Here is a 14,356-nt window from a genome sequence, read left to right as displayed (position 1 = left end):
GTCACGGTCCCGGCGGCGCAGCCGCACGACCGAACGGCCCGCACGGGGCCACGTACGAGGGACGAGAAGAGGACGCCGCGGATGCCGCCGACCAAGAACGCCGACGTGTCGCCCGGATCGCTGGAGCAGGACCTCCTCCAGCGGGTCCGTGAGGTGTCGCAGTCGTTCAGCCCCGCGACGTCCTACCAGGTCAGGGAGGAGCTGGGGGAGCTCATCAGCCGTGACCTGCTGGGGCCTTGGGGTGGCTCCGGCGAGGAGTTCGACCACCGGGCCGCCGGCCCCCGGGACCGCTACCTGGTGGGGCTCATCGGACCCAAGCGGGCGCTGACCACCTCGCTCGCGGCCGCCGACACCCAGACCCTGGACGACTCCGACGGCGAGGGGGACGGCACCGACCAGGGACTTCCCGAACGGCTCACCACACAGAACGCCGGGCGCATGTGGGCTTCCTCGATGGGCCTCATGTGCGCCGTACCGGCGGACGAGGGGGTGGACGCGATCTCCGTCAGAGCCCGCTGGGGCCGCTATCACCGTTCCCAGGTGCTGAACGAGGAGGGTGCCACGCGGTCGACGTGGACGCGGGAGCAGGTCGAGGAGACCCGTGAGGTTCGGCTCGACGGTCCGGCCCGACAGGTGCTGCCGCTGACCTCCGAGGACCCGGAGGCACCCGGAGTCCGTCTGCTCGCCGAGGTCCGGCACCGCCCAGGGTCCGCCGGCCCCACCCGCGTCGTGGAGCTCGCCCTGGTCAACGCCCAGGAAGAGCCATCGGCGGCCAAGGACACGGCCTGGCTGTTCCAGACGGAGCTGCACATCACGGCTCTGGACGGGAGCTCTGCCGTCTTCCTGCCGATCTCCGACCCTCTCGACGAAGCGTCGCAGGGCGAGGACGCCTGGGGGCTCGACGACCCCGAGGAGCAGCACCTCACGCTCCTCTACCGCGACCGCCTGAAGCACGCGGCGGGCCGCAACGTCGCCGTGGACGTCGTACGCGAGGACGGCAGCCGCCGGGCACGCGCGCTCACCACGACCTGGCTTCCTACGCACGACGTACCGGCCACGATCGCCCCGTCCGGAGGGCAGACGACACATCTGGACGGTCTCGAACTCTCCATGGACGAGCTCGCCCAGCTGCCACCCGCGGCACTGCGGGAGGCTCTCGCCCCGCTCGCGGACGGGTACAGCGCGTGGCTCGACGAGCGTGAGTCCGAGGCCGTGCTGCTGCCGGGAGCCCTTCGGGACAGCGCTCTGGACGCCGTGCGGCAGGCCCGGGACTCGTCCGTCCGCATCGCGCTCGGCGTGGACCTGCTGTCGCACCCCGACCGTCCGGACGTCCTGGAGGCATTCCGCTTCGCCAACCGGGCCATGGCGCTCCAGCGGCGCCACACGGCCATCGCCGCCCTCCGCGAGCGGGAGGGCCTCGGCTTCGAGACGGCGCGCGAGCGGGTCGCGGAGCAGGGGCCGGAAGCCGCATCCTGGCGTCCGTTCCAGCTGGCGTTCTTCCTGCTCAACCTGAGGGCGCTCGCCAATCCCACCTCGGCGGAGCGGGAAGCCTCTCCCGAGGCCCTGGTCGACCTCCTGTTCTTCCCGACCGGCGGTGGCAAGACCGAGGCGTACCTGGGACTCGCCGCCTTCACCTTCGCCATCCGCAGACTCCAGGGCACCATCGGCACAGGTGAGGAGGCCCGCAGCGGCGACGCGGGCGTGGCCGTCCTGATGCGGTACACCCTGCGCCTGCTCACCGCCCAGCAGTTCCAGCGTGCCGCCGCGCTGGTCTGCGCCGCCGAGGTGGTGCGTCGTGAGGCGTACGACGGGGGCGACTACCGATGGGGCGCCACCCCCTTCCGTATCGGGCTGTGGGTCGGTGGAGCGGTCTCACCGAACCGCTACGAGGAAGCAGCGCAGCAGATCGCCGAGGCGAAGCAGGCGGGCAGCGGGCGGGGCGCCAAGGTGCTCCAGACCCTCGCCTGCCCGTGGTGCGGCACGGCCCTGAGCGCCCAGGACGACCTGCATCCCGACGACGACCTGCGCCGGGTCCTCCTCTACTGTGCCAACGGCGAGGGCAAGGGCGCCTGCCCCTTCTCGAAGCGCCGCTCGCCCCGCGAGGGTCTGCCCATCCTCACCGTGGACGAGGAGATCTACCGGCTGGCGCCCAGCCTGCTGATCGCCACCGTGGACAAGCTCGCGCAGCTGCCGTGGCGCGGAGCGGCGGGCATGCTCTTCGGACGGGTCACCGACCTCTGCCCGCGCCACGGCTACCGGCACGCCGATCTCGACGCCCGCACGCAGTGCGGCGAAAGGCACCACGCCAAGGGCAAGCTGGAGGCCGTCAAGAGCACGGAGGTGACCCGACTGCGCCCGCCGGACCTGATCATCCAGGACGAACTCCACCTGATCTCGGGTGCGCTGGGCACGACGGTCGGGCTCTTCGAGGCGGCGGTCGACGAGCTGTGCACCTGGCGCGCGCCCTCCCCGGACGGCGGCCTCCGGCTCGTCGGACCCAAGATCGTCGCCTCCACGGCGACCACCAAACGCGCGGCGGAGCAGATCACCGGCGTCTTCGCACGGAAGTCGGCGATCTTCCCGCCCCAGGTCATCGACATCGGTGACACGTTCTTCTCACAGCAGGTCGAGCTCTCGGAGAAGGCTCCCGGCCGTCGCTACCTCGGCATCTGCGCCCACGGTGTCAGGATGAAGCAGGCCGAGATCAGGGTGGCGGAGATCCTCCTGCTGGCAGGTCAGACCCTGTTCGACAAGCACGGCGCCGTTACCGACCCGTACATGACGCTCGTCGGCTACTTCAACGCCACCCGTGAACTGGCCGGTATGCGGCGCTTCCTGGACGACGACATCTCCACGCGCGTGCGCGTCCACGGCACCCGCAAGGGCCTTTCGAACCGCCTGCTCCGCCGGACCGAGATGCTCTCCGTCCAGGAGCTCACCTCCCGCATCTCCTCGGGCGACATCACGGAGGTGCTGGCCCGGCTGGACATCGGCTTCGATGAAGAGATGGACACGACGATCCGCCGCCAGGCGGTCGTCGAGGAACTGAAGGCGGCGGCACAGCACAAGCAGCGTCTGGACGTCTCGAAGCTGGGCCTCCGCAATGAGGGGGCCGGGGCCGTGGACGCGGTGCTCGCCACCTCCATGCTCCAGGTCGGTGTGGACGTGTCCCGCTTCGGCCTGATGCTGGTGGTGGGCCAGCCCAAGAACACCGCCGAGTACATCCAGGCGTCCTCGCGTGTGGGCCGTGACGCCAAGCGCCCCGGGCTCGTCGTCACGCTCTACAACTGGACCCGGCCACGGGACCTGGCGCACTTCGAGAACTTCGGCCACTACCACGCCACCTTCTACCGTCAGGTCGAGGCCCTCTCCGTCACCCCGTTCGCGCGCCGCTCCCTGGACCGCACGACCGCGGCCGCCTGGATCGCCGCCGTGCGCAACGCGACCGCCCCCCATTCCCGTAACCAGGACGCGTACGACGTCGACCTGGACGGTGCGATCGCGCAGAGCGTCACCGAGCGCTTCCTGGCCCGGGCAGACGTCGTGGGCGGCCCGCGGGCCCGGGGCTACCTGGCCGAACGCATCGAGGTACTCAAGGACGCCTGGGCACGCAAGAAGCAAGGCAGCGCCCGTCTCGGCTACGAAGAGGCCAAGTGGCAGGGGCAGCAGCTCAGCGGACTGCTCAACCGGGCGACGGGCGCCGGCTGGGACGAACTCACAGTCGCCCAGTCGATGCGTGAGACGGAGAACGAGATCAATCTGCTGCTGCCGGGCAGCGGTCTGTTCGACGTGGTCGGCGGAGCCCCGGACTGGAGCCAACCCGGCTCGGGCGGACCGGACGGCACCGGGTACGAGGAATCGCCCGAAGGAGACGAGACCGGCGCGGTCCTGGACACCCGATCCGGAGCCGCCGGGCAGCACGGGAAGAAGGCCCAGGCATGACGGACCAGCCCCAGTACCGCCGACGCGTCGGCTCGGTGCGCCCCAGCCACCTGATGTACACCGGCGGTGTCGGCGCGCTCGTCGACCTGCCCAACTTCGCCGTACTCGTCCGGGGGATCGACGAGTGGAACTACGACTCCTTCGACTGCACGGACCTCAAGGAGCCTCGGCTGCTGCGGGCGGTCAACGGACTCCTCGGAGATCAGAACGGATCGCAGGTCACCCAGCTGCGGCCGGCCCCCTGGACAGACGGGACCGACTCCGACCCCAGCGGTCCCGCCGCCCGAGTGGGAGTGCCCGTTCTCCCGTTCCCGCAGTGGCTTCGCTGCACCGCCTGCAACGCGCTCGGCGGACTGGACTCGAAGATCTTCAAGTTCGAGAACGCCAAGCCGCGACGTCCCGACCACGCCCGCTTCTTCCACGAGAACTGCACGGCCAAGCGCAAGGGCAAGCGTCCGCTCGCGGTCGCCGCTCGCTTCGTCCTGACCTGCCCCGACGGACACCTGGACGACTTTCCCTACACCTGGTTCGTGCACCGGGGAGGCGAGTGCGACAAGGCGAGTCATCCACGCCTGGAGATGCTCGACCACGGCGGCAACCAGGCCGCCAACGTCAAGGTGCGCTGTGTGAACTGCGGCAAGGACCGCAACATCCGCGACGCCATGGGGCAGCGCGGCGAGTCCACTCTGCCGCGCTGCCGTGGCAGACACCCCCACCTGGCGACGTTCGCCCCCCAGGGATGCCGTCAGTCTCCCAAGCCGCTGGTCATCGGTGCCTCCAACCAGTGGTTCGCGCAGACGCTCAGTGTGCTCGCCGTTCCCCCGACGAGCGGCAGCGCCCTCCAGGGCAAGGTCGAGCAGCTGTGGGGGGACCTCCAGGCAGCGACCTCCCCCGAGATCCTCAATGCCTTCTGGGGGCTCCAGCAGTTCCGCCATCTGCACCAGTGGAGCCAGTCCGAGGTCTGGGAGGCGATTGAGGCACAGCGCTCGGGCGCTCAGGCCACACCGGCCGTGCAACCTCCGGCGTATCCCGACCTCCTGACTCCCGAGTGGGAGATCTTCACCAGCCCGCAGGTGCCTGAACCGACCGAGGACTTCGCGCTCCATGACGTCCCTGTCCCTCCCGCCCTGAGCGGAGTGTTCTCCCACGTGGTCCAGGCGGAGCGGCTGCGAGAGGTGCGCGCGCTCATTGGATTCACTCGGCTCGACGCGCCGGACCCCGAGGATCCGACCCTCGTGGCCCGTGCCCCGCTGTCCCGTGCCCGAGTCCCCTCATGGGTGCCGGCGAGCGAGGTGCGTGGCGAGGGGATCTTCCTGCGCGTCGAGGACTCCCTGGTCGCCGACTGGGAGCAGCGCGTCGCGGGATCCGCCGCTCTCGCGGCGCATCGCGATGCCTACATCGAGTTCCGCCGCAACCGGTACTCGGGTCGGGTGCAGGACGCCGACGACCCCCTGCGCGGTTGGCCCGGGGCCCGCTACATCGCCCTGCACACCTTGTCGCATCTGCTGATCCGTGCGATCTCCCTGGAATGCGGCTACTCCTCTGCGAGTCTGTCCGAACGGATCTACGCCGGCCACGAGGACGACCGGCGTACCGGCATCCTCATCTACACGGCCGTCCCGGACGCGGAGGGAACGCTGGGCGGCCTGGTGTCGCTCGCCGAACCGGAGAAGTTCGTACGCATCGTCCAGCGTGCGCTCAGGGACGCCCAGCGCTGTTCCTCCGACCCGCTCTGTGCCGACCGGCTGCCCCGCCCCCCGCACGAGGACTTCCTGCACGGCGCGGCCTGCCATGTCTGCCTCTTCGTCTCCGAAACGACATGTGAACGAGGCAACCGCTTCCTGGACCGTCGATTCGTCGTCCCCATCGACGACCCGGAACTCGTTCTTCTCCAGGGCCTCAAATGAAGCCGGCGACCTTGCACCCGGCAGCCTCGCAAGCACTGGCCGCGATAGGTGCCGAAGCGCTCAGGACGCTGGCCGACGCCATGGCGTCGGGCCGCCCTCGGGCAGAGCTGCTGACGGCCCGTGCCTCGACGGGCTACATGGAGGCAGCGGTCACGGTCCTGGACGCCGCGGTGACCGATGGGGCGTCACCGCAGGAGGCAGCGGCATACCTGCACGGTCTTGCTGCTGGATATGAACTCAGGGCGCTGGAACAGGACGTCGCCCTCGTATGGAGCGGACCGTCGACCCATCGCGTCCCCGTGAGATCGACCGCTCGAGTGCTGCTCCAACTCGTCACGGAGGCGAGGGCCGAGCTGACCCTGATGACCTACTCGGCACGACGCTACGCACCGCTGGAAGAGGCCCTTCGGGCCGCGATCGCCCGGGGAGTCGTCGTCGACATCGTCGTTGAGACCCTGCAAGGCGCGGGCAACGCCCTCACAGGAGTGGACCCCGCAACGGCCTTCGCCGATGTGACCGGGATCCGCCTCTGGCACTGGCCCCCAGGCCGCAGGACCGAGAAGGGGGCCAAGACCCACGCGAAACTGGCAGTGGCCGACCGACGCAGGCTCCTGACGACGAGCGCGAACTTCACCCTCTCGGGAGTCGACCGCAACATCGAAGCAGGCGTGCTCATCACGGGCGGCTCCGCACCTGCGCGAGCGGCGGAGCACGTGCAGGAGCTCCAGCGTCGGGGAGTGCTCGAGCGCTACTGGTGAAGGCTGGGGCCGTTCACTGTGAATGGCCCCAGACCAAATGGCAGACAACAACCCCCGCTTTCAGCGTTTCCGTCGATCACGGGGCCTTTCGATACTCTTCGCGAAGCGCCCCCGGCAGGATTCGAACCCCCGCACACGGCTCCGGAGGCCGTCGCCGAACGAGCGGTAGAGATGCTCGGGTACCCGAATGCTCCCGGATTCCCCGGGAGTCAGCGTCGCGGGCGGCGGTGAGTCCCTTTTGGAGGCATGGTGCGCGTCAAAGATGCGCACGTAGCGCCCATAGCGCACGCCATGCACATCGATCTTGAGTCCGATTCGTTTCGCGCACGTTTGCCGACCTCCAGATTTTCCTCGGCAGATCTTCTGTTGACGTGGATCCGATGACGCACCACGTGGAGTGCGTCGCCATCCTGGAGCCGGTCAAGTAGAGCCCCGTCCGTCCTCAGCCCGACGTCAGCGGCCACTGGCTCAGGGCCTCGTGCAGGCTCTCCGGGTTCGGGGTGTCCGAGGCCCAGGCGATGTGGCCGTCGGGGCGGATCAGGAGGGGGCCGCGGAGGTTGCCGGCGGGGGCGGTCAGGGTCAGCCAGGGGGTTTCCGGGACCGGGTGGCCGTGGGTGACCAGGACGAAGCGGCCCTCGCGGAGGACTTCGTAGAGGCGGCGGCCGCCGGAGAGGCGGAGGTCGGGGGCGCGGCGGCCGGTGAGGACGTGGCTGCCCCGGGGGGCCGGGTAGGCGATGCCGACGCCGGAGAGCAGGCGCTCGCCCGTTGACGTGAGGCGGTTCAGCCGGTTCGCGACGGGGAGGGCCACCTCGCGCAGGCCGCGGACCAGGGGGCTGCGGGGCGAGCGCAGGACGCCCCGGGTGATCGTTCCGGAGACGCGGAGGGCCTGGCGGCCGACCGGGTGGCGCTCCTTCTCGTAGGAGTCGAGCAGGGGGCCGCCGGCGCGGCCCTGGACCACGGCGGCCAGCTTCCAGCCCAGGTTGGCGGCGTCCTGGAGGCCCGTGTTCATGCCCATGCCGCCGGCGGGCGAGTGCACATGGGCGGCGTCGCCCGCCAGGAGCACCCGGCCCTCGCGGTAGCGCACCGCCTGACGTTCGTCGCTGTGGAAGCGCGAGATCCAGCGCGGGTCGTGCATGCCGTAGTCGGAGCCGAGGACCCGGCGCAGCAGCGCGGCGAGCTCGTCCGCGGAGACCGGGGCGTCGTCGGGGCGTTCGTCTCCCGCCACCCAGCCGATCGCCCGGTACCAGCCGTCGCCGAAGGGCACCAGGGAGGCGAAGCCGTGCGCGTTGGAGTTGGTGGTCACGGCGTCGACGGGGATCTCGGTGAGGCGGATGTCGGCCAGCATCACCGAGCGGACGACCGACTTGCCGGGGAAGCCGATGCCGACCATCCGCCGCACCGGGCTGCGTACGCCGTCGCACCCGACCGCGTACGCCGCGGTCCAGCTCCCGCCGTCGGCCGTCTCCGCTTCGACGGCCTCGTCGGACTGGCGCAGCCGCACCACCTCCGCGCCCCGCACGATCCGGGCGCCGGCGGCCAGCGCCCGCCGTTCCAGGAGGCGTTCGACGTGGTACTGCGGGGTGATCAGGGCGAAGGGGAAGCGGCTGCGCAGCCGGTGCAGACGGAGCTCGATCCGGCCGAAGACGCCGATCACCGGCGCCTTGCGGCCGAGGGCGACGAGCTCGTCGGCGAGACCCCGGGCGTCGAGCGCCTCCAGGGTGCGGGCGTGCACCGCGAAGGAGCGGGTCATCGCGGTGTCGGCGGCGCGTTCGCGCCGTTCGAGCACGGTGACCCGCACCCCGGCGGTGGCGAGGTCGCCGGCCAGCAGCAGGCCGGTCGGTCCCGCCCCCACCACGAGGACGTCCGCGGTGCGGTCCGCCGCGTCGTGCTCCGTCATACCGTCGCCTCGATCAGGTGCTGGTAGGTGTTGACCGGACGGACGTCCCGGACGGTCAGGCCCGCCCGCTCGACCAGCCCGAGCAGGCTCTGCCGGGTGTGCTTCCGGCCGCCCACGGTGAGCAGCATCCGCAGGTCCATCCCGGTGCTGAACATCTGGCCGGGGCCGTCGTCGACGAGGTTCTCCACGATGATCACCCGGGTGCCCGGGCGGGCCGTCCGGACGACGTTGCCGAGCACGACGACCGCGTCCTCGTCGTTCATCCCCAGCACGTTCTTGAACACATAGGCGTCGATGTCCGCCGGCACCGCCTCGCGGCAGTCGCCCGCGACCAGGCGCGCCCGGTCGGCGAGCGCGCCGCCCTCGCGCAGCCGGGCGTCCGCGCCGGCCAGCACGTCCGGCCGGTCGAAGAGGGTTCCCCGCAGCCCGGGGTGGTGTTCGAGCAGGGCGGCCAGCAGGCAGCCCTGGCCGCCGCCGATGTCGGCGACGGTGCGCGCGCCGGACAGCGGGACGGCCGCGGCGACCGCCCTGGCGGACTGCACGCTCGCCTGGGTCATCGCCCGGTCGAAGACCGCCGCGGACTCCGGCCACGCGGAGTGCACCTGGTCGAAGAACTCCTGCCCGTGCAGGTCGACGAAGACGTCCTTGCCGGTGCGCACCGACTCGTCGAGCCGGCCCCACAGCTCCCAGGTCCACGGCTCGGTCATCCACAGCACCAGCTGGTCGAGGCTGTCCTCGGTGCCGGTGCGCAGCAGCCGGGAGATCTCCGTGGGGACGAAACGGCCCTCGGGGTCCTCGGCGAACACCTGGTGGCAGGTGAGCGAGCGCAGCAGGCGGCGCAGCGCGTCCGGGTCGGCCCCGACGGTCCGCGCCAGGGCCTCGGCCGTCACCGGGCCGTCGCCGACGGCGTCGGCGAGGCCGAGCTTCACGGCGGCGCGCAGCGAGGCGGCGCAGCTGGAGCTCAGCGCGCGTTCCAGGAGGCCGAGCACCTGCGGTTCGGAGGAATCGGCGGCCTCGGCGGCGACGAGGGGGCCGGTGGCCGCGGGGGAGTAGGTCACGGTGGAGGCGGTCATGAGGAGGGCCTTTCTATCGGGTGGTTGCGGCGACACAGCCGGGGAAGTGCGCTTCCAGGGCCTGGCGGACCCCGTCGCGCCAGGACCAGGCGCAGTCGCCGACCAAGCCTCTGCGGCGGGTGTCGTCGTACGCGACGAGGGGCCGGGTGACGTCGCTCGGGACGAGGTCGGCGGGCACTCCGGTGAGTTCCGAGATGTAGGCCAGGAGGTCGTTCACGCCGACGACCTCGTCCCCGCCCCAGTTGACGACGGTCGCCGGCACGGTGGCCGCCGCCCACAGGCCCGGCACCTGCCGGGCGATGTCGTCGGTGTGGATGGGGGAGCAGTAGTGCTGCCCGCGGTGCGGGACCGCGACGGGCTGCCCGGCGAGCATCGTCCGGTAGTAGATGACCGGCGCCCCGCCGTGCCCGTGCGGCCCGTAGGCGACGTTGAGCCGGGCGATGGTGGTCGGCAGGCCGAGGGTCACGGCGAGCGCGCGGACGGCTCCCTCGGTGGCCAGCTTGCCCACCGGGTAGGTCGGCAGGAAGGCCGAGTGCGCCGCCAGCGGGTCGGTCTCGGTGAAGCGGTGGTCCAGCTCCCGCGGCGCGTAGACCGCGCTGGTGGAGAGGAACAGGAAGGATTCCGCGGCGCGGCAGTGGCTCATCAGGCGCCCGGTGCCGACGGCGTTGACCGTCACCACCTCCTCGAAGTCCCCCTCGCCCCGCTCCACGGCCGCGTGCAGGACGTGGGTGAAGTCGTCGGGGAGCCCGTCCAGCCCGTCCGTCGCCATGTCCCAGCGCCGGGTCCGGATGCCCAGGTCCACGAGCCGGGCCTCGGCCTGCGGGTCCGAGAACCGGCCGAGGCACCACACCTCGTTGTCCCGGGCGAGCGTCTCCGCGGCCGTACGGGCGACCAGCCCGGTCGCGCCGGTGATCAGGATCTTCTTGCCGGTCGGCATCTCTGGCTCCCTCTAGCGTGCGTCGGGCGGGGTGGACAGCGACCGGGCGAGTTCGGCCCGCAGGATCGACTGGAAGGTGCTCACGTGCCGGGGACCCATCAGCGTGTAGTGCTCGCCGGGTACGTCGAGATAGCGGGGCTCCTCGCGGGTGAAGTCGCTCCACCGCTTCAGCTCGTTCTCCAGCCAGTCCCGCTTGCTGCCGCGCAGCGGCACCGCGTAGAACACGCTCAGCCGGGCGACGTCGCCGGACGGCGTGTAGCTGCGGCCGAGGCCGGTGAGGCTGTCCGCGAGCTCCGCCCACGCGGTGAACCGCTCCAGGTCCAGGTCGAGTTCGGCGAGCCGGTCCGGGGGAGCGAGCTCCATCAGCCGGCGCAGCTGCGCCTCCTGGTCCAGCGGGCGGAGTTCGGCGGGCAGGGTCTTCGCCTGCTGCTCGGACACCAGGTCAAGGAACATGGCCAGGTTGACCGCCGTCTCGACGAAGTCGAGTTCGTCCATGCGGTACTTGATGTGCGGCGGGAGGTTGAAGCTGCCCAGGAAGTCGACCCGCTCGCCGGCCGCCTCCAGCAGCTTGGCCACCTCGAAGGCCACCGCCGCGCCGAAGGAGTACCCGGCGATCGCGTACGGGCCGTGCGGCTGCTTGGCCCGGATGGCGTCCACATAGGTGCGGGCCATCTCGTCGAACGACGCGAACGGCTTCTCGCCCGGGTTGAAGCCGCGGGCGCGCAGGGCGTAGAACGGCCGCTCGTGCACGAAGTACTTGGCGAGGTTGACGAAGACGAGCACCTCGCCGACGCCCGGGTGCACACAGAACAGGGGCGTGCCGTCCCCGCTGGTCTGCAGCGGGACGATCGGGTCGTAGACGGCGGGCGCGTCGCTCAGGTCCGCCTCGATGCGGGCGGCCAGCTCGCGCACGCTCGGCGAGGTGAGGATCGCCAGGACCGGCGGCTCCGTGCCCGGGAAGCGCCGGGCGATCAGGCTCTTGAGGCGCAGGATGTCCAGGGACGTACCGCCGAGGTCGAAGAAGCTCGCCGTGGCGCTGATCGTCGCCGGATCCGTCTCGAAGAGCTCTCCGTACAGCTCCGCGAGCGCCTCCTCGCGCGCGCCCTCGGGTGCCACGTACCCGCCGAGCTGCCGGGTGACCAGCGCCTGGACCGAGTCCAGGTGCTCGGCGTAGTCGCCGGCCTCCAGCCGGCGGCGCATGAGGGCGCGCGGGATCTTCCCCAGACTGGTCTTCGGGAAGGCGTCCTTGGGCAGCGGAAGCAGCAGCCCGGGGCGGAAGCCCCAGTGCAGGACGACGCTGTTGCGCACGGCGATGAGCAGCCGGTGCAGCGCCCGCTCGTCGCGGGCCACCTCGGGGGCGGCCGCGAACGCCACGGCCAGCTGCTCGGTGTCGCTGCCCTTCGGCCGGATCGGGAACGCGGCGACGAAGGACTTCTCGATGCCTTCGAGGCCGTCGAGGACCGACTCCAGGTCGTGGCTGTAGTAGTTGACGCCGTTGACGATGACGCTGTCCTTGCTGCGCCCCACCAGGGTCAGCCGGTCCCCGTCGAGACGGCCGAGGTCACCGGTGCGGAACCAGCCGTCCGCCGTGAAGGCGGCCTCGGTGGCCTCCTTGTCGTTCCAGTACCCGCTCGTGACCATCGGGCCGGTCAGCTGGACCTCGCCCGTCTCTCCCGCGCCGAGGGGCGCGCCGGTGTCCTCGGCCGCGATCCGGATGCGCAGGCCGTCGACCGGCCGGCCGACCGCCGCGAACTCGGCGTCGAGGTCGGCCTCGGGGAACTCCCGGTTGTAGATGCTGCCGGCGCAGGTCTCGGTCATCCCGAAGGCGGGCCACAGGGCCCCGCGGCGCAGCCCGTACCGGGCGAGCCGGTCGAGGAAGCCGACGCCCGTCGCGACGGGATTGGCCTCGCCGCCGGAGACGATGTGCCGAAGGCAGGACAGGTCGAGGGAGGTGCCGTCGGGCAGCTGGTCGACGATCTTGTTGAGCTGGCCGAGCAGGAAGTTCGGCGTGAACGTCATCGTCACCCGGTGGGCGTCGATCAGCTCCAGAAAGCGCAGTGGGGCGGCGAGCACCGACTCCGGGGCCGTCTGCAGCTGCACGGCGCCGACCGAGAGCGGCAGCAGGTGGGCTTCGAGGAGCGCGGCGACGTGGTCGTACGAGATCCAGTTGAGCGTGATGTCGTCCGAGGTGAGCGACTGCGTACCGGCCTTCGCGGCCATGGAGGCCAGCAGATTGGCGTGGGTGAGCCGGACGGCCTTGGAGGCGCTGGTGGAACCGGAGGTGAGGACGAGGAGGGCGACGTCCTCAGGGGATACGGGAGAGAGCGCGGCGAGTGCGGTCGCGCCGGTGTCCGTGTCCGCCTCCGGGCCCTCCCGGACCGTGTCCCGGGCGTCCCGCGCCAGCTCCTCCAGCGTGACCACCGTCAGGTCCCGGACGGCGGGCATCTCCTCGCGGGTGCGCCCGTCGGTGACCAGGAGCGGCCCGTCGAGCAGCCTGTCGACGTGGTCGAGCTGGGCCGCCCAGCGCTGCGGGTCGTTGCGCAGCGGGACCAGCGGACACACCGTGATCCCGCCGAGCAGACACGCCCAGAGCGCCGGCAGGAAGTCCTCGGGCCGCTCCAGGAGCAGCGCGACGGTCCTGTTCCGGTCCGCCCCGGCCCGCCGCAGCCGGGCGAGGAACCGCAGCGACTCCCCGAGGAGTTCGGGATACGTCTGGAGCCGGAAGTCGAGCGGCCGTTCCGCCGACCCGTACCGCACTCCGTGCTCCGGGAAGCGTTCGGCGGCCCTCAGGAGCAGCGTGCCCAGGTCTGCGGGGTGCTGGGCGCCGCCGGGTATCGGGGCGGTCCGGCGAGCGGGCGTCTCCAGCTCGGTGTTCATCGTGTCCCTTCCAGCGCGCGGATGTTGCCGGTCACCCAGTCGGCGATGTCACGGGTGGGCGAACCGGGGGTGAAGAGTGCCGCCACCCCCATCTCCTGGAGGACCGGAACGTCGGCCGCCGGGATGATGCCGCCGCCGAAGACGGTGATGTCCCGCGCGTCGGCCTCGTCGAGGAGCCGCAGGACCTCGGCGAAGAGCGTCATGTGGGCCCCCGAGAGCACCGACAGGCCGATGCCGTCGGCGTCCTCCTGGAGGGCGGTGTCGACGATCTGGCGCGGGGTCTGGTGAAGCCCCGTGTAGACGACCTCGACCCCCGCGTCGCGCAGGGCGCGGGCGATGACCTTCGCCCCTCGGTCGTGCCCGTCGAGACCGGGCTTGGCGATCACGACCCTGATGGGCGTGTCCATCGGATTCCCCCTGTGTTCTGGCGTGCGCTGTGTCTCAGATGGTGGTGGGGCTGTACGTGCCCCAGACGGCGCGCAGGGCGTCGCAGACCTCGCCGACGGTGGCGCGGGCCTTGAGGGCGGTCTTCATGGGGTAGAGCACGTTGTCGGTGCCTTCGGCGGCCTTGCGGAGTGCGGTGAGGGCGGCGTCGACGGCCGGCTGGTCGCGTTCGGCGCGCAGGCGGGCGAGGCGTTCGGCCTGCTGGGCCTCGATGGCGGGGTCGACGCGGAGCGGTTCGTAGGGTTCCTCGGTGTCGATGGTGTAGCGGTTGACGCCGACGACGACCCGCTCGCCGGAGTCGGTCTCCTGCGCGATCCGGTACGCGGACTGCTCGATCTCGTTCTTCTGGAAACCGCGCTCGATGGCGTCGACCGCGCCGCCCATCTCCTCCACCTTCGCCATCAGTTCCAGGACGGCGGCTTCGATGTCGTCGGTCAGCTTCTCCACGGCGTAGGAGCCGGCGAAGGGGTCGACGGTGGCGGTGACGTCGGTTTCGTAGGCGAGGACCTGCTGGGTGCGCA

The 14,356-nt window shown here is 71.3% G+C and carries 9 protein-coding genes; 3 read left to right on the top strand and 6 right to left on the bottom strand.

Annotated elements, in window-relative coordinates; genetic code table 11:
* The first annotated feature begins 81 nt into the window (after positions 1 to 81).
* The 3 genes from drmA to drmC are packed head-to-tail and all read left to right on the top strand — an operon-like array spanning position 82 to position 6,607.
* Positions 82 to 3,942: a DISARM system helicase DrmA gene (gene drmA / locus ACH414_RS28975; RefSeq protein WP_398943981.1), complete on the top strand. Its 3,861-nt coding sequence runs from the start codon at positions 82 to 84 to the stop codon at positions 3,940 to 3,942.
* Positions 3,939 to 5,849 carry a DrmB family protein gene (gene drmB, locus ACH414_RS28970; RefSeq protein ID WP_398943979.1) on the top strand — a complete coding sequence of 637 codons (1,911 nt, stop codon included), beginning with the start codon at positions 3,939 to 3,941 and terminating at the stop codon, positions 5,847 to 5,849. Before drmA ends, drmB begins: the two co-directional genes overlap by 4 nt.
* Positions 5,846 to 6,607, top strand: a complete 762-nt coding sequence (gene drmC, locus ACH414_RS28965) for a DISARM system phospholipase D-like protein DrmC (protein ID WP_398943977.1) — start codon at positions 5,846 to 5,848, stop codon at positions 6,605 to 6,607. The genes drmB and drmC overlap by 4 nt, the downstream gene beginning before the upstream one ends.
* Positions 6,608 to 7,049: 442 nt before the next feature.
* Here drmC and ACH414_RS28960 read toward each other — a convergent pair whose 3' ends face one another.
* The 6 genes from ACH414_RS28960 to ACH414_RS28935 form a co-directional block, all read right to left on the bottom strand.
* The gene (locus ACH414_RS28960; protein WP_382547218.1) at positions 7,050 to 8,504 is read right to left on the bottom strand and encodes an FAD-dependent oxidoreductase; all 1,455 of its coding nucleotides are present in this window, start codon (positions 8,502 to 8,504) and stop codon (positions 7,050 to 7,052) included.
* On the bottom strand, positions 8,501 to 9,577 hold the full coding sequence (locus ACH414_RS28955) for a methyltransferase (RefSeq protein WP_398943976.1): 1,077 nt from the start codon (positions 9,575 to 9,577) through the stop codon (positions 8,501 to 8,503). Before ACH414_RS28955 ends, ACH414_RS28960 begins: the two co-directional genes overlap by 4 nt.
* Before the next feature lie 13 nt (positions 9,578 to 9,590).
* Positions 9,591 to 10,514 carry an NAD-dependent epimerase/dehydratase family protein gene (locus tag ACH414_RS28950; protein ID WP_382547213.1) on the bottom strand — a complete coding sequence of 308 codons (924 nt, stop codon included), beginning with the start codon at positions 10,512 to 10,514 and terminating at the stop codon, positions 9,591 to 9,593.
* 12 nt (positions 10,515 to 10,526) lie between these two features.
* Positions 10,527 to 13,391, bottom strand: a complete 2,865-nt coding sequence (locus ACH414_RS28945; RefSeq protein WP_398943974.1) for an AMP-binding protein — start codon at positions 13,389 to 13,391, stop codon at positions 10,527 to 10,529.
* On the bottom strand, positions 13,388 to 13,798 hold the full coding sequence (locus ACH414_RS28940; RefSeq protein ID WP_382547207.1) for a cobalamin B12-binding domain-containing protein: 411 nt from the start codon (positions 13,796 to 13,798) through the stop codon (positions 13,388 to 13,390). The genes ACH414_RS28945 and ACH414_RS28940 overlap by 4 nt, the downstream gene beginning before the upstream one ends.
* Before the next feature lie 34 nt (positions 13,799 to 13,832).
* Positions 13,833 to 14,356, bottom strand: a 524-nt coding sequence (locus tag ACH414_RS28935; protein WP_398943972.1) for a methylmalonyl-CoA mutase family protein, incomplete at its 5' end; no start/stop codon positions are given.

The organism is Streptomyces sp. NPDC020422 (assembly GCF_044386705.1).
Lineage (GTDB): Bacteria > Actinomycetota > Actinomycetes > Streptomycetales > Streptomycetaceae > Streptomyces.
Note: the sequence above shows the minus strand (reverse complement) of the source record. Positions and strands in the feature narration are given on the sequence as shown.

What these genes read in the sequence shown, in the direction of transcription:
- drmA (WP_398943981.1), top strand. Translation starts at nt 82, where the DNA reads ATGCCGCCGACCAAGAACGCCGACGTGTCGCCCGGATCGCTGGAGCAG.
- drmB (WP_398943979.1), top strand. Translation starts at nt 3,939, where the DNA reads ATGACGGACCAGCCCCAGTACCGCCGACGCGTCGGCTCGGTGCGCCCC.
- drmC (WP_398943977.1), top strand. Translation starts at nt 5,846, where the DNA reads ATGAAGCCGGCGACCTTGCACCCGGCAGCCTCGCAAGCACTGGCCGCG.
- ACH414_RS28960 (WP_382547218.1), bottom strand. Translation starts at nt 8,504, where the DNA reads ATGACGGAGCACGACGCGGCGGACCGCACCGCGGACGTCCTCGTGGTG.
- ACH414_RS28955 (WP_398943976.1), bottom strand. Translation starts at nt 9,577, where the DNA reads ATGACCGCCTCCACCGTGACCTACTCCCCCGCGGCCACCGGCCCCCTC.
- ACH414_RS28950 (WP_382547213.1), bottom strand. Translation starts at nt 10,514, where the DNA reads ATGCCGACCGGCAAGAAGATCCTGATCACCGGCGCGACCGGGCTGGTC.
- ACH414_RS28945 (WP_398943974.1), bottom strand. Translation starts at nt 13,391, where the DNA reads ATGAACACCGAGCTGGAGACGCCCGCTCGCCGGACCGCCCCGATACCC.
- ACH414_RS28940 (WP_382547207.1), bottom strand. Translation starts at nt 13,798, where the DNA reads ATGGACACGCCCATCAGGGTCGTGATCGCCAAGCCCGGTCTCGACGGG.